The following is a 16,834-nucleotide window of genomic DNA, read 5'->3' on the forward strand; positions in this document are numbered from 1 at the left end:
CGAAAACAGGTCTAACACTCCGTAACAACTCCCTGAAAAACGGAAACCTTGTTGGGTTCTCTGTTTTTAGCGGCTCAAGGTTTCCTCCTCTTTTCCTTGGGTCGCTTTTTTTATTTCAGATTCCGTTGAACATTTTTCCCCGAAACAGTCTAAGGAATTACCAACAACTCCCTGAGACGCACGCCCCGCGTCTGACAGCGCGCAGGTTTTCCTCCCCTTACTGCGCGCTGTTTTTTATCTGCACAAAAAAGCCCGCACTGCAACAGAACGGGCTTTTTTCCGGTATACCGCGCTACGTCCTCAGACATTGAACAGGAATTCGATCACATCGCCGTCCTGAACAACATATTCCTTACCTTCCGTACGCAGCAGTCCAGCCTCCCGGCAGGCTGTTTCGCCGCCCTTCTCAATAAAATCATCGTATGAAATCACCTGTGCCCGAATAAATCCGCGCTCGAAGTCGGAATGAATCACCCCGGCCGCTTTCGGTGCCGTGTCACCGCGGTGAATGGTCCACGCACGCGTCTCCTTCGGCCCCTGAGTCAGGTAGCTGATAAGTCCGAGCGTGCGGTAACCGGTATGAATAATCTGATCAAGTCCGCTCTCTTTCACGCCGAATTCCGCCAGGAACTCATCACGCTCCTCGTCCGACATGCCGTTGAGCTCTTCTTCCATTTTTGCACAGATTTTCACCACGTCAGCCCCGCGCTCAGCCGCATAAGCCTTAACCGCCTTGACGTAGTCATTGTCCTCCATCAGGCCGTCTTCATCCACGTTGCAGCAGTAAATCACCTTCTTGTCCGTCAGAAACTGCGATTCCCGGAAGACCGTCCTGGCCGCGTCTGATTCTTTATCCTCAAACGTATAGGCCATTTTTCCTTCACCCAAATGAGCCAGCAGCCCCTCGAAAACAGGCAGCGTTGCCGCAATCGCTTTATCTCCGCGCGCTGCTTTCACCACACGGTTATGCCGGTTCTCCATCATCTGGAAATCGGCAATGATCAGCTCTGCTTCAATAATCTCAATATCGCGCACCGGATCAACCGATCCATCGACATGCACCACGTTGGGATCATCAAAACAGCGGACCACCTGCAGAATCGCATCCGTTTCACGAATATTGGTCAGAAATTTATTCCCCAGTCCCTCGCCCTGACTGGCCCCTTTCACCAGCCCGGCGATATCCACAAAATCCACCGTCGCCGGAAGAATCTTCTGCGAACCCGCAATTTCGGCCAGTTTGGCCAGTCGCGGATCCGGCACCGGCACCACCGCCTTATTCGGCTCAATGGTGCAGAACGGATAGTTGGCACTCTCCGCATTCTGTTCGCGCGTCAACGCATTAAAGATGGTCGATTTTCCAACGTTTGGAAGTCCAACGATTCCGATACTCAGTCCCATGGTCTTTCTCCTGACAAGTGAAACGTGAGCCGTGAAATTCATCACGCCTCACGTTTTCACGGATCATGCAAAGGTTACTTTGCAGGTTTTTCGTAATCCATCAGCACTCCGCCGATAAAGTTTGCACCCCCGTCCACAAACAACGTCTGTCCGGTGATCTTTTTCGAATATTTACCAAGCATGAAAACACAGGCATTGGCCACTTCCACCTTATCTTCAATCGTATCCCACGGAAGCGGGCTGATTTCGTCCCATGTTTTCGCAAGATGGTCAAAATACGGAATTGAAGATGCCGCCTTCGTCGTCAGCGGACCGGCAGACACGGCATTTACACGAATATAATCCTTACCCATATTACGCGCCAGCGCCTTAACCAGCGCTTCCAGAGCCGCCTTGTTCACACCCATCCAGTTATAATACGGAAACGGCCGGCCGGCTTCAAAAGACAGCGTCACAATCGAGCCCCCGTTTTTCATCTTCGGAGCAGCGAAATGCGCTACCGTGGCCAGCGAGGCGGCGGAAATATGGAACCCCTGCAACACATCCTGCGATGCTTCGGTATACATTTCCTCACCGCCCAGACAGGTTTTCGGGTTGGCATACCCGATCGAGTGCAGCACTCCGTCAATATCACCGACTTCCTCAAAAAGGGCTTCAACCTCGGAATCGACCGTTACGTCGCAGTATTTGAAATCCATAGCGTCTTTCTCTTCCTGCGTCAGATCTTTACAACCCCGGTCGAAAAAGATTTTCTTCATGCGCTCATTCTGCGCTGTCCAGATTACCTTGCCGCCCAGCTCTTCAATCAACTTCCCCGTTGCATATGCGATGGAATCGGTATTCAGAATACCCATCACCACATATTTGCTTCCTGGTTCAATCATAGTCTCTACGCTCCTGTTTGTTAAAAAACGGCTGATAACCTATGTGATTTCACCCCGGCATTGCAATCCATGAAACCACCCTTGTTCTGTAGCGGCCCATTTCGTGCCCGTCGGAAACTTGATCATTTACCCTTGATGCTGTAGTTAATACTCATGCACAAAAAGACCGTTTCAGTCCTGTTTGCATTCACTTATGCGGCTCTCGCCGCAAAAAATGCGGCCTACATCCATGGTGATGTGGCTTCTGACGGCACCATCCCTTCAGGCAGTTCCCCTGCCTATGATCAGATGCTGCTGACCGACACCGGAACCACCGGCTGCTCTCAGTTCAAAGCCATGGTCGAGGCCGAGGGATACACCATTTCCCAGCACTATGATCAAGATACAACGCTGGATGCCGCTTTCCTGCATTCGTTCGACGTCATCATCTTCGGCCTACACCAGAAGATCTGGTCCAGCACCGAAAAAAACGCCCTTGATACCTGGATCCGTGCCGGCGGCGGCATCCTGATGTACAGCGATTCCGCAGCAGGAGGAAAATACAACGTCGTAGGGATAAACAATCCAACCGGCCAAAACGCAGTAAACAACATTCTTTCCCAATACGGAATGGAAGTGACCGTCGACCAGGGCGGCGGGGTTCGCTCTTATTTCCCGGATGCGGAGTCTTCGAATCCGATAATTTGGGATCAGCCCGTTTTCGAAGGCGAGGGCGTCTCTCCCGTCGCCGTGGATCCGAACAGCAGTGCACAGGTGCTGATTCCGTTCAGTGACAGCAACAAACTGACCGGTACAAGCATGAACTCACCCGCCGCCGGCGGCATAACCATCGCCAATCCTCAATGGGCGGTAATCGCCGTCAACCAGATCGGCGACGGAAACGTTATAGCAATATTCGACCGGCAGCCCATATGGAATTCGGGGCCCGGCTCCGACATCAACAAAGAGGATAACAAGGAAATCCTGCGCCGCATCGTGCGCTACCTCGCCCGCGACTACGGCAATTCCGGCGAATGGATCAACCTCGTTTCCACCAATCAACTCGAACTCACCTACCGCCAGTGGACCGGTGGAACCGGCATTCCCGGAATCGACTACACCGCAAAAAATACACGGATCACGATTGAACACGCCTCCGCTCTCACCAACAGCACGTGGTCCGCGAATTCAAACTGGGTCCAATATGTATCCTCAACCCCCGAATCTTCAGAAACAGAACGCACCACGGTACGGATTCTTCCAGACTCCGGAAACCTGCACCGCTTCGCCCGAGTGGTCATCAAACCGGCCGCAAATGCACCGCCCATTGTAACAAATTCAGCCGTAGTAGCAATCAACTGCGGCAGTACCGGCACCTTTACAGGAACAGATGGGACCCAGTATCAGGCCGATGCTTATTATGTGGGCGGTCATACCGATAATGTCCTGGGTACGGCGGTTGCAAACACCGACGACGACGCGCTCTATAACGAAGCTCGTTCGAACTTCACCGCCTATAACATTCCATTGACGAACGGCAGCTACACGGTGACCCTTAAATTTGCCGAAACCTGGGCAATCACATCAAATCAGCGCGTTTTTGATATTTCCCTCGAAGGAAATCAGGTAATCGACAACCTCGACCTCTTCGCCACCGCTCCCGGAAAATGGGTCGCATACGACCTCGAATTCCCGGTTACGATTAACGACGGACAACTGAATCTGACCGCATCAGCAAGCATCAACAATGTCCTGCTGAATGCGATCGTGATCATGCCCGACTAGGTATAAATCTCGGCACCCTGCTCGGTAAATTCCTGCGACTTTTCCTGCATCCCTTTTTCAATGGCCTCTTCTTCGGAGAGCCCCTGTTCGGCGGCATACTGACGCACGTCTTCCGAGATCCGCATCGAGCAGAACTTCGGCCCGCACATGGAGCAGAAATGCGCGGTTTTCGCCTCCTCGCCCGGCAGCGTTGAATCGTGGTACGACCGCGCGGTCACCGGATCAAGTGCCAGATTGAACTGGTCCTCCCAGCGGAATTCAAACCGCGCTTTGCTCAGTGCATTATCACGCACCTGCGCTCCGGGGAACCCTTTCGCCAGATCCGCAGCATGAGCCGCGATTTTATAGGTGATCACACCCGTTTTCACATCCTCTTTATTCGGCAGACCCAGGTGCTCCTTCGGCGTCACATAACAAAGCATCGCGCAGCCGTACCAGCCGATATTCGCCGCGCCGATGCCGCTGGTGATGTGATCATAGCCCGGTGCCACATCGGTGGTCAGCGGACCGAGCGTGTAAAACGGAGCTTCGTGGCAGACATCCAGTTCCCACTCCATATTTTCCTTCACGCCGTGCAGCGGAACATGGCCCGGACCTTCAATCATCACCTGCACATCATGCTCCCAGGCCATCTTCGTCAGTTCACCCAGCGTTTCCAGTTCGCCCAGCTGCGCTTCATCGTTGGCATCGGCAATGGCTCCCGGGCGCATGCCGTCGCCCAGCGACAGCGAAACGTCGTACTGTTTGCAGATTTCACAGATTTCGTGAAAATTTTCGTAAAGAAAACTCTCTTTATGATGCGACACACACCACTTCGCCATGATCGATCCGCCACGACTGACAATACCGCAGACCCGCTGTGCCGTCATCGGCACATAACGCAGTCGAACGCCGGCATGGATCGTAAAATAGTCGACGCCCTGCTGAGCCTGCTCAATCAGCGTATCACGGAACAGCTCCCAGGTCAGATCCTCCGGCCGCTCACCCACTTTCTGCAATGCCTGATAAATCGGAACCGTACCGACCGGCACCGGGCAGTTACGCAGATTCCATTCACGCGTATCATGAATATTTTCCCCAGTGGAAAGATCCATAATCGTATCCGCGCCCCAAAGCGTCGACCACTGCACTTTTTCAACCTCTTCGCCGATACTCGATGTCACCGCCGAATTACCGATATTGGCATTAACTTTCACCAGAAAATTGCGGCCGATAATCATCGGTTCCGCTTCCGGATGGTTGATGTTCGCCGGAATAATCGCACGCCCCGCCGCCACTTCGTCACGAACAAATTCAGGCGTAATAAAATCCGGAATATTGGCCCCGAACGATTGACCCGGATGCTGATGATGCGGAGAACGCATACCGGCGGTCTGCGCCTGCTTCAGCAGACCGGTGTCATGCTCGGATTTCATGTAGACCGATTTAAAAGCTTCCTGGCGGCCGAGGTTTTCGCGGATTGCAATAAATTCCATCTCCGGCGTAATAATGCCTTTTCTCGCATAATGCATCTGCGAAACATTCGCCCCGGTTTTCGCAACACGCACCGTTTTATCCGATGACCGGAACGGCATGCGGTTGACGTCGCCGCCCTGCCCGTCATCGCCCGGCTGAAAACCACGGGCTTCGACTTTGACGGTATCGCCGCGCTCTTCAATCCACGCCTCACGCAGTTTCGGCAGCCCTTTTTCAAGATCAAGCGTGTAATTCGGGTCCGTCATCGGTCCGCTGGTGTCATACACCATCACCGGCGGGTTTTCCTCGACCGATCCATCGGCTCTTTTTGTATCCGTCAACCTGATTTCACGCATCGGCACCCGGATATCCGGTCGACTTCCGGTGATATAAACCTTACGAGAATTGGGGTAATCGGTTCCATAGTCGTCATACGTATGCTTTTCCTGAATCATGGCTCGCTCCTAATCTGATTTATTCCAAGGTCTGGAAAACGCGGAGCGGAAAGCAGAAATTCGCTTCCCTACGCCGGCATTATCCGTACAGGTTCCAAGGGTTATTCTCAGCCCGCCTCCTCTTAAACCGGGCACCCCTAGCGATGAATTGCAGAAAATCTACTCTTCGGCGAAACAGAGTCAAATTATAATACCGACTATATTGATCATATTTACCCCTTTGAGCGGTTTACAACCGCGCACTCCGTGTTAGTATGCGGCCCCTTAACCTTTTTTGGAGAGCAATTATGAACTGGAAAGCAATTGGCGACCGCATACTGGACGGCGGTAAAATAACCAAGGAAGAGGCTCTTGCTGTTTTGGAATCCTCGAACGATGAACTGTTGGAGATCGTCCAGGCCGCTTACCGCATCCGCCTGAAATATTTCGGAAAAACCGTATCCATCCACCTGCTTCAGAATGTAAAGAGCGGAAAATGTCCCGAGGACTGCACCTTCTGCTCGCAGTCCTCCAAATACAAAAACGATGTCGAGCGTTACAGCATGCAGACCGTCGAGACCATCGTCAATGGAGCCCAGGCCGCCGTCGACCGCAATGCCAAACGCTACTGCATGGTCGCCAGCTCCCGCGCCCCGAGTCCGAAAGAACTTGAAATCATCTGCGAAGCTACCCGCCAGATTAAACAGAAACACCCGAACCTCGAAATCTGCTCCTCGCTCGGACTCCTCACCGAAGAAAAAGCTCTGCAGCTCAAAGAGGCCGGCGTCAACCGCTTTAACCACAACCTGGAAACCTCTGAAAACTATTTCCCGGAAGTGGTCACCACCCACGACTTTGAAGAACGAATCCATACCGCGCGCGTCGCTAAAAAAGTCGGTCTGGACCTCTGCTGCGGCGGCCTTTACGGTATGGGCGAAAGCCTGCAGGACCGCGTCGATCTCGCCTTTGCACTGGCCGACCTTGATGTCGATTCCGTACCGGTCAATTTTCTCGACCCGCGACCGGGCACACCGTTCTACGGAAAACCCAACCCGCTCAGCCCGAACGACTGCATCCGTGCGCTCTGCATGATGCGTTTTGTCTGTCCTTCATCCGAAATACGTGTAGCCGGCGGACGCGAAAAAACGCTGCGCGGCCTGCAGTCGCTCGCCCTCTACCCGGCCAACTCCATTTTCACCGCCGGTTACCTGACCACCGGCGGGGCGGAATATGAAGAAGACAAACAGATGATTGAAGATGCCGGATTTGAAATCGAAATTCAGGGCGCAAAAGAGCCCGCAAACACATAAACCGGCAGCAACGGATATCCCCTTTTCCCGGAGGAGAGAAAATACTCCTCCGTCCCTCTCTCTGAATCTATGAACTTCTGGAATTCCATAGACCGCCCCATCATCGCCCTGGCACCGATGGAGGATGTCACCGACACCGTACTGCGCGAACTGCTGCTCGACGTCGCCGATCCGTCAGCCATTCACGTCGTGATGACCGAGTTCGTCTCAACCGACGGACTGGTTCACCCGAAAGCACGCAAACGGATCATCCACCGCCTCCGCGTAACCGACGAGGAACGACGACTGCTTAAAGCAAAAAACGTCAAAATCGTGGCGCAGATCTGGGGAAACACGCCGGAAAACTATCAGCAGGTGATTCGGGAAATCACCGACGAAATGGAATTCGACGGCATCGACATCAATATGGGGTGCCCCGTTCCCAAAGTGGTACGCCGCGGCTGCTGTTCAGGACTGATTGGGAATCCGGCACTCGCCAAAGAAATTATCTATGCCGCCAAAGAGGCCTCAAGCCTCCCCGTCTCCGTCAAAACCCGCATCGGCCTGAAAACGGTGCAGACTGAAGAGTGGATAAACCACGTTCTCGAAACCGATCCCGCCGCCCTCACCATCCACGGCCGCACGCAGAAACAGATGTCCGACGGATTGGCTGACTGGTCTGAAATCGCCAAAGCCGTAACCATTCGTGATGAACGCGGCCTGAATCTTCCAATCCTTGGCAACGGTGACATCCAGTCTCTGGAAGAAGCCCGCGCCAAATGCAAAACATTCAACCTCGACGGAGCGATGATCGGGCGCGGCATTTTCAATAATCCCTGGCTCTTCATGGAAGAGCAGCGCGAGCGCACCAAAGAGGAAAAACTCGAGATGCTGTGGAAACATACCGAGCTGTTCGACCGCGTCTGGCAGGGCTCAAAAAACTTTCACATCCTGCGCCGTTACTATTCCATCTATTCCAAAGGCTTCAATGGTGCGGCCGAACTCCGAGCCAACCTCATGCGCACTGAAAGTATTGAGGATGTAAAACTGCTACTGAGCAGTATCAGCGATTCTGTCTCCAGGTAAATTTATCCTGCAGTCTTTCAGGATCGCAGATGTTCCGAACAAAGCGCTTTCCAGATGGCGTAGTATACGTAAGCTTCACCCAGACCCCTTCAAGATCATCCTCACTGATCTTATTATATGATGTACTCATCGAACGTCCACCATACTGATCATATGAAACTTCGGTTTGCTCTTTATACCTGCGGTATAGCTTCACCTGATCTGAGGTAATATTCTTCCGTGCACCCGGTTTCAACTGAAGATCCTCTTCTGATCCGGTAATGAGCTTTAATTCATCATCCCCCTGAGCAAGATCGCTCACAGCATAAATACAATACTCAACCGTCAATCCAGTAAGATCGGTATCAGAACGGTTCTCAAGGTTTATTTCGTAATAGACGGGTGGTTTTGGACGCTTGGTTTCAGAACGATCTTCTTCAACCGGTTGCTTCCGCCGATTGAGCTCAACCTTCAACTTCGCTTCAGACATGAAATCCTGAACCTTCAGCCATTCCCTGATGTAAACCTGATCGGGCTCGGAAAAAATATTCAGAGGAACCGTTGCTTTTCTTTGATTTTCACGCTCAAGCGTAATTTTCCGAGACCGTATATCAATACGGACGATTTTTGCACGAATTTCCCGGCCTTCACCATCTGTAAAAACTCTATACTCCTCCTGCGCCGCACCCGACATAGAAACTCCGAATAAGAACGCACATAAAATTCGCTTCATGCTTCATCCCTCTGGCCATTATCGTCACATCCCCTGTCAGGCCGTTCCGGGGGATGCATTCTGCTCTATTTACCAGGTATATTTACCGGCAATAGACGACGGACTGTAAACATCACGGATCACTTCATTTCCACTCTCGAGCTTAACAATCAACCGGATCCAGATGCCCAGCAGTTCACCACCGGTGGATTCCGGATCTCCGCCGGGCACATAATAATTAGAGGTATTGAACTCAAATTCCTCCAGAACCACTTCCTTGGTCGTGCGCGATATTTTGGCTTTGGCGGGCACCGTCACCTCAGTAATTTCATCTTTTAATGTTCGCTGATGAGTATCCACTTTTTTTGTCGTGGAGTTGTTCTCCTCCTGCTCATAGAAGATTTTGTATTCCACGCGCATCGGTCCGATGTCACTTTCATTGCGGTTTTCAAATTCGATCTCGTAGACAAAATGTTCATATTTCCGCTGAAAGGCATCATTTTCATCCTTTCGCTGGTTTGTTTTTTTCTTTGAGCAGGTAACCCGGAACGCGGACTCGCTCCTGAACCCTTCCAGCAGGCCCCACTCCCGGATATATACCTGATCGGCTTCGGAAAATACGGACACCGGAACGGTCGCTTTTCTCCGGTTATCCCGTTCAATAGTCACCGCATCCCGCCTATTATCAAACGACAAAATCCGTCCGCGAATAGCCTTCCCGTCCGCACTCATAAAGTCCCGATACCCGTCTGCGATCACCCCGGTCGCCAGCACCAAAAAACAACTCATTAACGCAATCAGTCTCATCGTATCCCCAAGTAACGTTCAGCTAAGCTTAAAATTATTTAAATAAAAATCGCAAGATGAAAATGCTGCTTCCCGGAATATCGCCATTTAAAACCGAAGCCGCATCCAGTATAAACAAGCCGATGAAAGAACATTTTGGACTCTATCTTATTCTGACCGATCCCGTTGCCGGCTACGAAGCCTGCGCTGAAGCCGCTGTGACCGAAAATATCCGTTATCTGCAGCTCCGCATGAAGCATGCTGCACGGGCCGACGTGGTCGCCATGGGCAAACGCCTTAAATCAATTACCGCCGGCACAGCCACCCGCCTCATTATCAACGACGATCTCGAAAGTGCCATGGACTGCGATGCTGATGGTATTCACCTGGGACAGCACGACCTCAATCTGGCTGAAGCGCGAAAACGCTGGTCGGCAAAGGATAAATGTTTCGGTCTTTCCACCCATAGCCTGGCACAGGCTTTTCAGGCTCTGGAACTGCAGCCCGACTACATCGGCATCGGCCCCGTTTTCCCCACACAAACCAAATCCGATGCTGATCCCGAACTCGGAGCCGCCGAAGCCGGACATATTGCAACGACCATTCCGCTCACCTCCGTCGTGATCGGAGGAATCAACCCGAACAATCTGGCGGAAGTCCTGCAGGCTGGAGCCTCCAACTACTGTGTCGTCAGTGCTGTCAATGCTTCGCCTACCCCGCGCACGGCCATCCAGACGCTTCAGAACGTCTGGAAAAAGCATACAAATTGACTTGAGCCTCCTGCCATCCGCCCTCTATGTTCTTCGAGCTTTTTTCACGGACGAGTGGTGAAATTGGTAGACACGCGGGATTTAGGTTCCCGTGCCCAACAGCGTGAGGGTTCGAGTCCCTCCTCGTCCACCATTTTCAGGAAATAGAATGCAAGCAGGAAAAGTACCCCAGTTTACTATGCGCCCGCATCCCGCCGTAACCGGCGGGCTGATCATGGTTCTGCTCATCGGTATTCTTCTGGCACTGTCTTTCTTCTCCAAAGAAGACGGGACCGGTATATGGAAACAACGCGGCATCCTGACGCTTATCATCACCGGTATTCTCAGCTCTTTTTTCATCATTCTGGCTACCGCCAAATTCTGGCACACCCACCTCTGGAAAAGAAACTCCACGCACGCTCGCCATCACCAGCACACCGAACACCATCCTGCCATGCGTGAAAAACGGATGCAGGCTCAGCAGCACCGGCGGACACACTGATTTTTCCGAATTTTGAAACTTGTGCAGAATTCCTGATCAGCAGAGAATCCCCCCATGAAAATTATCTGTGCAGAAACGGTGCTTCTGGGAAACCATGCCTTTTCCCATGCCGGCGAAACGGTGGTGCTCCCCGACCGGGAAATCTGCCGCAACGATCTGCTCGATGCCGATGCACTGATCATCCGCTCAAAAACCAAAGCGACGGAAGAACTGCTGCACGAAACCCCGGTTAAATTTGTCGGCACTGCCACCGCCGGCACCGACCATCTCGACACCGAGTGGATGGAACGGCACGGCATCTACTGGTGCGCATCCCCCGGCTGCAACGCCAACAGTGTATCCGAATACCTCGTGGCCGGCCTGCTCACCCTCGGAAACCGACACGGCTTCACCCTCGAAAACAAAACCATCGGTGTCATCGGATGTGGCAATGTCGGCAGCCGTGTCGTCAAGAAATGTCACGGTCTCGGCATGAATGTTCTGCGCAATGATCCCCCGCTTTCAGCGGTTTCCGCCGATCCCGACTTCCAGCCGCTGGAAAATCTCCTTCCCGAATCCGACATTGTCACGCTCCATGTCCCGCTGGTGAAACATAAACCCTGGCCGACAGAACGCATGGCCGACTGGCTCTTTTTCGAACAGATGAAACCCGGCGCCATTTTCATTAACGCCGCACGCGGAAGCGTCTGCGATTATGACGCCCTGCTCGATGCCCGGAACTGCGGTGCCGTTGCCCAGACCATCATTGACGTCTGGTCTCCGGAACCCGCCTTCAGAACCGACGTGCTTAAACTGACCGATCTGGCCTCACCGCATATTGCAGGGCACTCCTACGAAGGAAAACTTAACGGAACCATTGCCTGCTACAATGAGCTCTGCAACTTTTTCGAACTCCGGAAAACATGGGACATCGCCTCATCACTTCCCGAACCCGAAGTTCCGGAAATTGAAATGGACTGCGCCGGCCGTGACGATGAAGAAATTCTGCTCGATATCATTCGCCAGGTGTACAACATCGAAGAAGATGACCGGATGATCCGTGAAGCCGCTGTTCACTGCGAAATCGAACGCGCCCGGAATTTTGACCAGCTACGCAAAAACTACCGCACGCGCAGGGAATTTCATAATACCACACTCCGGCTGCATGATGCATCGAACCCACTGATCCGGAAATGCAGAACACTGGGATTTAACGTCGCCTAGTCATCCTCGGCGATAGATGCAAGCCACTCCTCAAAGATCTCTCCGTAATGGAAAGTGATCTCTTCGCCGGGCAGAATATCGCGTAGCGCATAGAGTTCATCACCGTCAAACTCGGCATTCGGTTCCTGAGAATGATTCAGAAATTTCAGGTCCGATGTTCCGTCAATTCCATATTCCCTGCCATTTTCATCGGTCACCCAAAGCACATACGTATCGTCCTCGTCGGTCTCATTGCCATGGTACGTACCGATCATCGTCCCCGCTTCGATTTTCTCTTTGGCATAAACCCCACGCCCGTGGATCGGACTTTTTTTCACTTCAATTTTATGCATGTTCGGCATGCTTATTCCCCATTTTCAATTGCCGTTTAATACACGGAATTTCATCTGTTGCGTGATGTGAAACATACAGCAGCGTCGTTTCGCTGTTTTCTCCGATATAGTTAATCAGATTCAGAACCATCCGTCGGTTGACTTCATCCAGCCCCTGGCAGGGCTCATCCAGAATCAGCAGCTCCGGCCGCTTGATCATCGCCCGCGCAATCAACACCAGCCGCTGCTCGCCATACGACAGCCGCCGCAGCGGCTGGTCCATCTTACGCCCAAGATCCAGCAGATTAATCCACTCCTTTGCACAGCGGATTTCATGCAGCGACGGCTGACAGTAAACACCGATCGAATCGTGCAGCCCCGAAATCACCACATTCAGGATCGAGGTCGAAACCCGGTAATTCACCTGCACCGCCGACGAAACATGACCGATATGTTTTTTAATATCCCACACGCTCTCACCCGAGCCTCGCTGAATTCCAAACACCCGGATATCGTTGGCATACAACTGCGGCAGATCCCCGCTCACCATTTCCAGCAGCGTCGTTTTACCACAGCCGTTCGGCCCGGAAATCTGCCAGTGCTCGCCGCGTTCCACCCGCCAGTCCAATCCCTGAAAAACAACATTTCCACCATAGGCCACCTGCGCATGCTTCACCTCGATTAAAGGCTCCCCCGAATCAATCTTCAGCCGTTCCCGCTCCGGCGGTTCCGGCAGCACAGCCGGCAGCTCATTCATTTTGAAAAACCGTTCCAGCTCCTCCCCGGCCTCCACCCGGCCCACCTGCCCCGACTCATCAATGAGAAAGAGGGCTTTAATTGCAGCAGGAACTTCATCCACCCGGTTCAACAGCACAACAACCTGAAGCCCCTCATCCACTAATTCTTCCAGCAAAGCTGACAGTTCAGATTGAGAGACCGCATCCAGCCCTTCGAAAGGCTCATCCAATATCAGGCGTCGGGGCTCCGAAGCAAGTACCCGGCAAATCTGCGCTTTCCTGAACTCTCCTGTTGAAAGAAACTTCAGCCCGCGCGCCAGAATCGAATCCATTCCAAAACGCGAAAACCGGCGTTTCAGCTCAGGAGTCACTGCACCGCCTTCCGAAACAAAATCCAGCACCGATCGCCCCGGATCCGGACGATTCATAAAATCCGAATCATCATTCCGTCGCTCTTCCTCAATTACCGCAATCTGCTGCTCCAGAGAAACCAGCGCACACGGCACTTCCGAGGTCCGGAAAATCTCTTCCGCCAGCAGACTCTTGCCCGATCCATTTGTTCCGAGAATCACACACGACGAACCTGTTTTCAAAACCTGTTGAATTTCTTCGATCATAATAAAACGGAGGGCGAAACAGCCCTTAAAGCAATTCCTTCAGATACTGCCCGGTAAAGGACTCCTCGCATTTAGCGACCTTTTCCGGCGGACCGGAAACAACGACCTTTCCGCCGTTCACCCCGCCACCCGGGCCCATATCCACAATATAATCTGCGCGTTTAATCATATCGAGATTGTGTTCAATCACAATGACGGTATTGCCCTCATCACGCAGACGTTCCAGCACTTCAAGCAGTTTATGAACATCCGCAAAATGCAGACCGGTCGTCGGCTCGTCCAGAATATAAACCGTCTGGCCTGTAGAGCGCTTACTCAGTTCTGTCGAAAGTTTTACCCGCTGTGCCTCACCGCCTGAAAGTGTTGTAGCCGGCTGACCCAGCTTCAGATAGCCCAGCCCCACATCGCACAGCGTCTTCATCTTCCGCTGAATTTTCGGCACCGCATCAAAAAAGTCCAGCGCCTCATTGATCGTCATATCCAGCACATCGGCAATGCTTTTTCCTTTGTAATGAACCTCCAGCGTCTCCTTGTTGTACCGTTTCTCGTTGCACTGTTCACACGGTACATACACATCCGGCAGGAAATGCATCTCGATCTTCAGAATACCATCGCCCTTGCACCGCTCGCAGCGACCGCCTTTGACATTAAAACTGAAACGCCCCGGTTTGTAACCGCGCATTTTCGACGCCGGCAACGTGGCAAACAGATCGCGGATATCCGTAAATGCGCCGGTATAAGTAGCCGGGTTCGACCGCGGCGTCCGGCCGATCGGTGACTGATCGATCACAATCATCTTATCCACAAATTCAAGACCTTTGATTTCCCGGTGCTTTCCCGGGAGCGCTTTGGACCCGTTAAAATGACGTGCCAGCGCACGTTTCAGCGTGTAATCAGTCAGCGTACTTTTCCCGCTGCCCGAAACCCCGGTCACACAGGTGAACAATCCCAGCGGAAATTTCACATTCACCTTTTTCAGGTTGTTCGCCTCCGCCCCCTTCAGTTCAATCCAGCCCTTGTACGGCTTCGTCCGTTTTTCCGGCACCTCCACCTTCAGCTCTTCACGGAGATATTTCGCCGTCAGCGTATCTGCCCTCATCAGCTTATCGGTCCGGCCCGCAAACACCACCTCGCCGCCATGCCGTCCGGCAGCCGGCCCCATATCAACCACATAATCCGCCGTACGGATGGTCTGCTCATCGTGCTCCACCACAATGACCGTATTGCCCAGATCTCGCAGTCCCTGCAACGTATGAATCAGCCGGTCATTATCCTTCTGATGCAGCCCGATGCTCGGCTCATCCAGCACATAAACCACGCCCACCAGCCCCGCACCGATCTGCGTTGCCAGCCGGATGCGCTGCGCCTCCCCGCCGGAAAGCGTTCCGCTTTCACGGTCGAGGTTCAGATAATCCAGCCCCACATTCACCATAAAACCGAGGCGCGAACGGATCTCTTTCAGGATTTCCTTCGTGATGACCTCTTCCTGCTTCGTCAGTTCCAGCGAATCAAAGAACTTCTGAGCATCCAGTACGGAATCGGAAATAATCTCGCGGATATTCCGCCCGTTCATCCGGCAGGCCAGCACTTCCGGCCGCAGCCGCGCGCCGTTGCAGTCCGGGCAGACCCTACGGGTCATATAGCCGCGCAGCCAGTGGCTCATGGCTTCGCTCTCATTATTCTCCACCCGCTCGTTCAGCATGTCAAACACGCCGCGAAACGGCTTCCTGATCAGACGACGGCGCATATAATATTCAATCGGTTCATCGCCCGTACCGTGGAAAATCTGCTGCTGCACCTTTTTCGGCAGTTCATTAAACGGCGTCGCCGGATCAATCCCGTTTTTAGCCGCCACCGCCTGCAGCAGTTTTTTATGATAAATAATCATCCGCCGACCGCCGTAGCGCCACGGATGCACACACGACTCCAGCGCCATCGTCCTGTCCGGTACCACCTGATCTTCATCAAAAACCATCTGCGTCCCCAGACCGTGACACGTCGGACAGGCACCATAAGGACTGTTAAACGAAAAATGCCGCGCCTCAAGCTTGTCGAAACTGATGCCGCAATCAAGGCAGGCATTGTGTTCCGAAAACATCCGTTCCTCCCAGTTTCCATCCTCTTTGGCAATCAGCACGGTCACCAGTCCGCCCGCCTCACCCAGCGCCAGCTCCACCGAATCCGTCATACGACTGCGGATATCACCGGTAATCGCCAGACGGTCCACCACCGCTTCTATGGTGTGTTTATAAGTCTTCTTCAGCTTCGGGACGTTTTCGATTTCATAGGTTTCCCCATCCACGCGGGCCCGCACAAAACCCTGTTTTCGCATCGTTTCATATACCTCGACATGCTCGCCTTTGCGACCACGCACATACGGCGCAAGAATCATCAGCTTCGTCTTCTTCGGCAGCAGCATCAGCTGTTCGACAATCTCTTCCGCACTCTGACTCGTCACCGGCTTACCGCATTTATAGCAGTGCGGTTTTCCGATGCTCGCAAACAGCAGGCGCAGATAGTCATAAATTTCGGTCGTCGTAGCGACAATCGATCGCGGGTTCGCACCGGCCGTGCGCTGTTCAATGGAAACCGCCGGAGAAAGCCCTTCAATATAATCCACATCCGGTTTCTGCATCTGCCCCAGAAACTGGCGCGCGTAGGCGGACAGGCTTTCCACATATTTGCGCTGTCCTTCGGCATAAATCGTATCAAAAGCCAGCGACGATTTACCCGATCCGCTCAGTCCCGTCACCACGGTAAGCTCATCACGCGGAATCTTCACATGCACATCCTTCAGGTTGTGCTCCCGCGCGCCCGCTACATTGATCCATTGTTTCGCCATATTTCTTTCCTCAAACCCAGTTGAAGCTGAAAACGGTGTATCCGCCCGTTCTTCACCGGAACAACGAAGCGGCCTCCTTCGTT

General features: G+C 52.9%; 14 protein-coding genes, 1 tRNA gene and 1 riboswitch. Of the genes, 7 read left to right on the forward strand and 8 right to left on the reverse strand.

Annotation, left to right across the window (positions count from 1 at the left end):
- Positions 1-300: 300 nt before the first annotated feature.
- On the reverse strand, positions 301-1,401 hold the full coding sequence (ychF, locus tag EGM51_10890; GenBank protein QBG47876.1) for a redox-regulated ATPase YchF: 1,101 nt from the start codon (positions 1,399-1,401) through the stop codon (positions 301-303).
- Positions 1,402-1,475: 74 nt separating this feature from the next.
- Entirely contained in the window at positions 1,476-2,285 is an 810-nt protein-coding gene (locus EGM51_10895) for an SDR family oxidoreductase (protein QBG47877.1), read from the reverse strand.
- Positions 2,286-2,438: 153 nt separating this feature from the next.
- Between EGM51_10895 and EGM51_10900 the strand changes: the two genes are divergently transcribed.
- Positions 2,439-4,049: a hypothetical protein gene (locus EGM51_10900; protein ID QBG47878.1), complete on the forward strand. Its 1,611-nt coding sequence runs from the start codon at positions 2,439-2,441 to the stop codon at positions 4,047-4,049.
- On the opposite strand, the gene thiC is transcribed toward EGM51_10900, so the two are convergent.
- Positions 4,046-5,959 (reverse strand): phosphomethylpyrimidine synthase ThiC, encoded by a 1,914-nt coding sequence (thiC, locus tag EGM51_10905; protein ID QBG47879.1) that lies wholly within the window; start codon positions 5,957-5,959, stop codon positions 4,046-4,048. The two genes, EGM51_10900 and thiC, sit on opposite strands and share 4 nt — an antisense overlap.
- Before the next feature lie 48 nt (positions 5,960-6,007).
- Positions 6,008-6,108, reverse strand: a riboswitch (TPP riboswitch).
- Positions 6,109-6,246: 138 nt separating this feature from the next.
- On the opposite strand from thiC, the gene bioB reads away from it, so the two are divergent.
- Positions 6,247-7,248: a biotin synthase BioB gene (bioB, locus tag EGM51_10910; protein QBG47880.1), complete on the forward strand. Its 1,002-nt coding sequence runs from the start codon at positions 6,247-6,249 to the stop codon at positions 7,246-7,248.
- Positions 7,249-7,317: 69 nt separating this feature from the next.
- Positions 7,318-8,313 carry a tRNA-dihydrouridine synthase gene (locus EGM51_10915; GenBank protein ID QBG47881.1) on the forward strand — a complete coding sequence of 332 codons (996 nt, stop codon included), beginning with the start codon at positions 7,318-7,320 and terminating at the stop codon, positions 8,311-8,313.
- Here EGM51_10915 and EGM51_10920 read toward each other — a convergent pair.
- Both EGM51_10920 and EGM51_10925 read right to left on the reverse strand, forming a co-directional pair.
- Positions 8,291-8,986 carry a hypothetical protein gene (locus tag EGM51_10920; GenBank protein QBG47882.1) on the reverse strand — a complete coding sequence of 232 codons (696 nt, stop codon included), beginning with the start codon at positions 8,984-8,986 and terminating at the stop codon, positions 8,291-8,293. The genes EGM51_10915 and EGM51_10920 overlap by 23 nt on opposite strands.
- Positions 8,987-9,094: 108 nt before the next feature.
- Complete coding sequence (locus tag EGM51_10925; GenBank protein ID QBG47883.1) at positions 9,095-9,793, reverse strand: hypothetical protein; 699 nt, start codon at positions 9,791-9,793, stop codon at positions 9,095-9,097.
- Positions 9,794-9,867: 74 nt separating this feature from the next.
- Here EGM51_10925 and thiE point away from each other — a divergent pair, with 74 nt between their 5' ends.
- From thiE to EGM51_10945, 4 genes are all read left to right on the forward strand, one after another.
- Positions 9,868-10,560: a thiamine phosphate synthase gene (gene thiE / locus EGM51_10930; protein QBG47884.1), complete on the forward strand. Its 693-nt coding sequence runs from the start codon at positions 9,868-9,870 to the stop codon at positions 10,558-10,560.
- 48 nt (positions 10,561-10,608) lie between these two features.
- Positions 10,609-10,693 (forward strand) — tRNA-Leu (locus EGM51_10935).
- A gap of 15 nt (positions 10,694-10,708) precedes the next feature.
- Entirely contained in the window at positions 10,709-11,041 is a 333-nt protein-coding gene (locus EGM51_10940; protein ID QBG47885.1) for a hypothetical protein, read from the forward strand.
- A 54-nt stretch (positions 11,042-11,095) separates the two neighbouring features.
- Positions 11,096-12,244, forward strand: coding sequence for a 4-phosphoerythronate dehydrogenase (locus tag EGM51_10945; protein ID QBG47886.1), 1,149 nt, complete (start codon positions 11,096-11,098; stop codon positions 12,242-12,244).
- Here the strand turns inward: EGM51_10945 and EGM51_10950 are convergent.
- Genes EGM51_10950 through uvrA form a run of 3 tightly spaced genes read right to left on the reverse strand, consistent with a single transcriptional unit; the run spans position 12,241 to position 16,751 of the window.
- Positions 12,241-12,576 carry an SET domain-containing protein gene (locus EGM51_10950; protein QBG47887.1) on the reverse strand — a complete coding sequence of 112 codons (336 nt, stop codon included), beginning with the start codon at positions 12,574-12,576 and terminating at the stop codon, positions 12,241-12,243. The two genes, EGM51_10945 and EGM51_10950, sit on opposite strands and share 4 nt — an antisense overlap.
- Positions 12,569-13,909 (reverse strand): ATP-binding cassette domain-containing protein, encoded by a 1,341-nt coding sequence (locus tag EGM51_10955; protein ID QBG47888.1) that lies wholly within the window; start codon positions 13,907-13,909, stop codon positions 12,569-12,571. The genes EGM51_10950 and EGM51_10955 overlap by 8 nt, the downstream gene beginning before the upstream one ends.
- Before the next feature lie 25 nt (positions 13,910-13,934).
- On the reverse strand, positions 13,935-16,751 hold the full coding sequence (uvrA, locus tag EGM51_10960) for an excinuclease ABC subunit UvrA (protein QBG47889.1): 2,817 nt from the start codon (positions 16,749-16,751) through the stop codon (positions 13,935-13,937).
- Between the last annotated feature and the right edge of the window lie 83 nt (positions 16,752-16,834).

This window comes from Verrucomicrobia bacterium S94 (assembly GCA_004299845.1).
GTDB lineage: Bacteria > Verrucomicrobiota > Kiritimatiellia > Kiritimatiellales > Pontiellaceae > Pontiella.

Excerpts from the sequence above, each read along its gene's own strand:
- ychF (QBG47876.1), bottom strand. The coding sequence starts at position 1,401 with ATGGGACTGAGTATCGGAATCGTTGGACTTCCAAACGTTGGAAAATCG.
- EGM51_10895 (QBG47877.1), bottom strand. The coding sequence starts at position 2,285 with ATGATTGAACCAGGAAGCAAATATGTGGTGATGGGTATTCTGAATACC.
- EGM51_10900 (QBG47878.1), top strand. The coding sequence starts at position 2,439 with ATGCACAAAAAGACCGTTTCAGTCCTGTTTGCATTCACTTATGCGGCT.
- thiC (QBG47879.1), bottom strand. The coding sequence starts at position 5,959 with ATGATTCAGGAAAAGCATACGTATGACGACTATGGAACCGATTACCCC.
- bioB (QBG47880.1), top strand. The coding sequence starts at position 6,247 with ATGAACTGGAAAGCAATTGGCGACCGCATACTGGACGGCGGTAAAATA.
- EGM51_10915 (QBG47881.1), top strand. The coding sequence starts at position 7,318 with ATGAACTTCTGGAATTCCATAGACCGCCCCATCATCGCCCTGGCACCG.
- EGM51_10920 (QBG47882.1), bottom strand. The coding sequence starts at position 8,986 with ATGTCGGGTGCGGCGCAGGAGGAGTATAGAGTTTTTACAGATGGTGAA.
- EGM51_10925 (QBG47883.1), bottom strand. The coding sequence starts at position 9,793 with ATGAGTTGTTTTTTGGTGCTGGCGACCGGGGTGATCGCAGACGGGTAT.
- thiE (QBG47884.1), top strand. The coding sequence starts at position 9,868 with ATGAAAATGCTGCTTCCCGGAATATCGCCATTTAAAACCGAAGCCGCA.
- EGM51_10940 (QBG47885.1), top strand. The coding sequence starts at position 10,709 with ATGCAAGCAGGAAAAGTACCCCAGTTTACTATGCGCCCGCATCCCGCC.
- EGM51_10945 (QBG47886.1), top strand. The coding sequence starts at position 11,096 with ATGAAAATTATCTGTGCAGAAACGGTGCTTCTGGGAAACCATGCCTTT.
- EGM51_10950 (QBG47887.1), bottom strand. The coding sequence starts at position 12,576 with ATGCATAAAATTGAAGTGAAAAAAAGTCCGATCCACGGGCGTGGGGTT.
- EGM51_10955 (QBG47888.1), bottom strand. The coding sequence starts at position 13,909 with ATGATCGAAGAAATTCAACAGGTTTTGAAAACAGGTTCGTCGTGTGTG.
- uvrA (QBG47889.1), bottom strand. The coding sequence starts at position 16,751 with ATGGCGAAACAATGGATCAATGTAGCGGGCGCGCGGGAGCACAACCTG.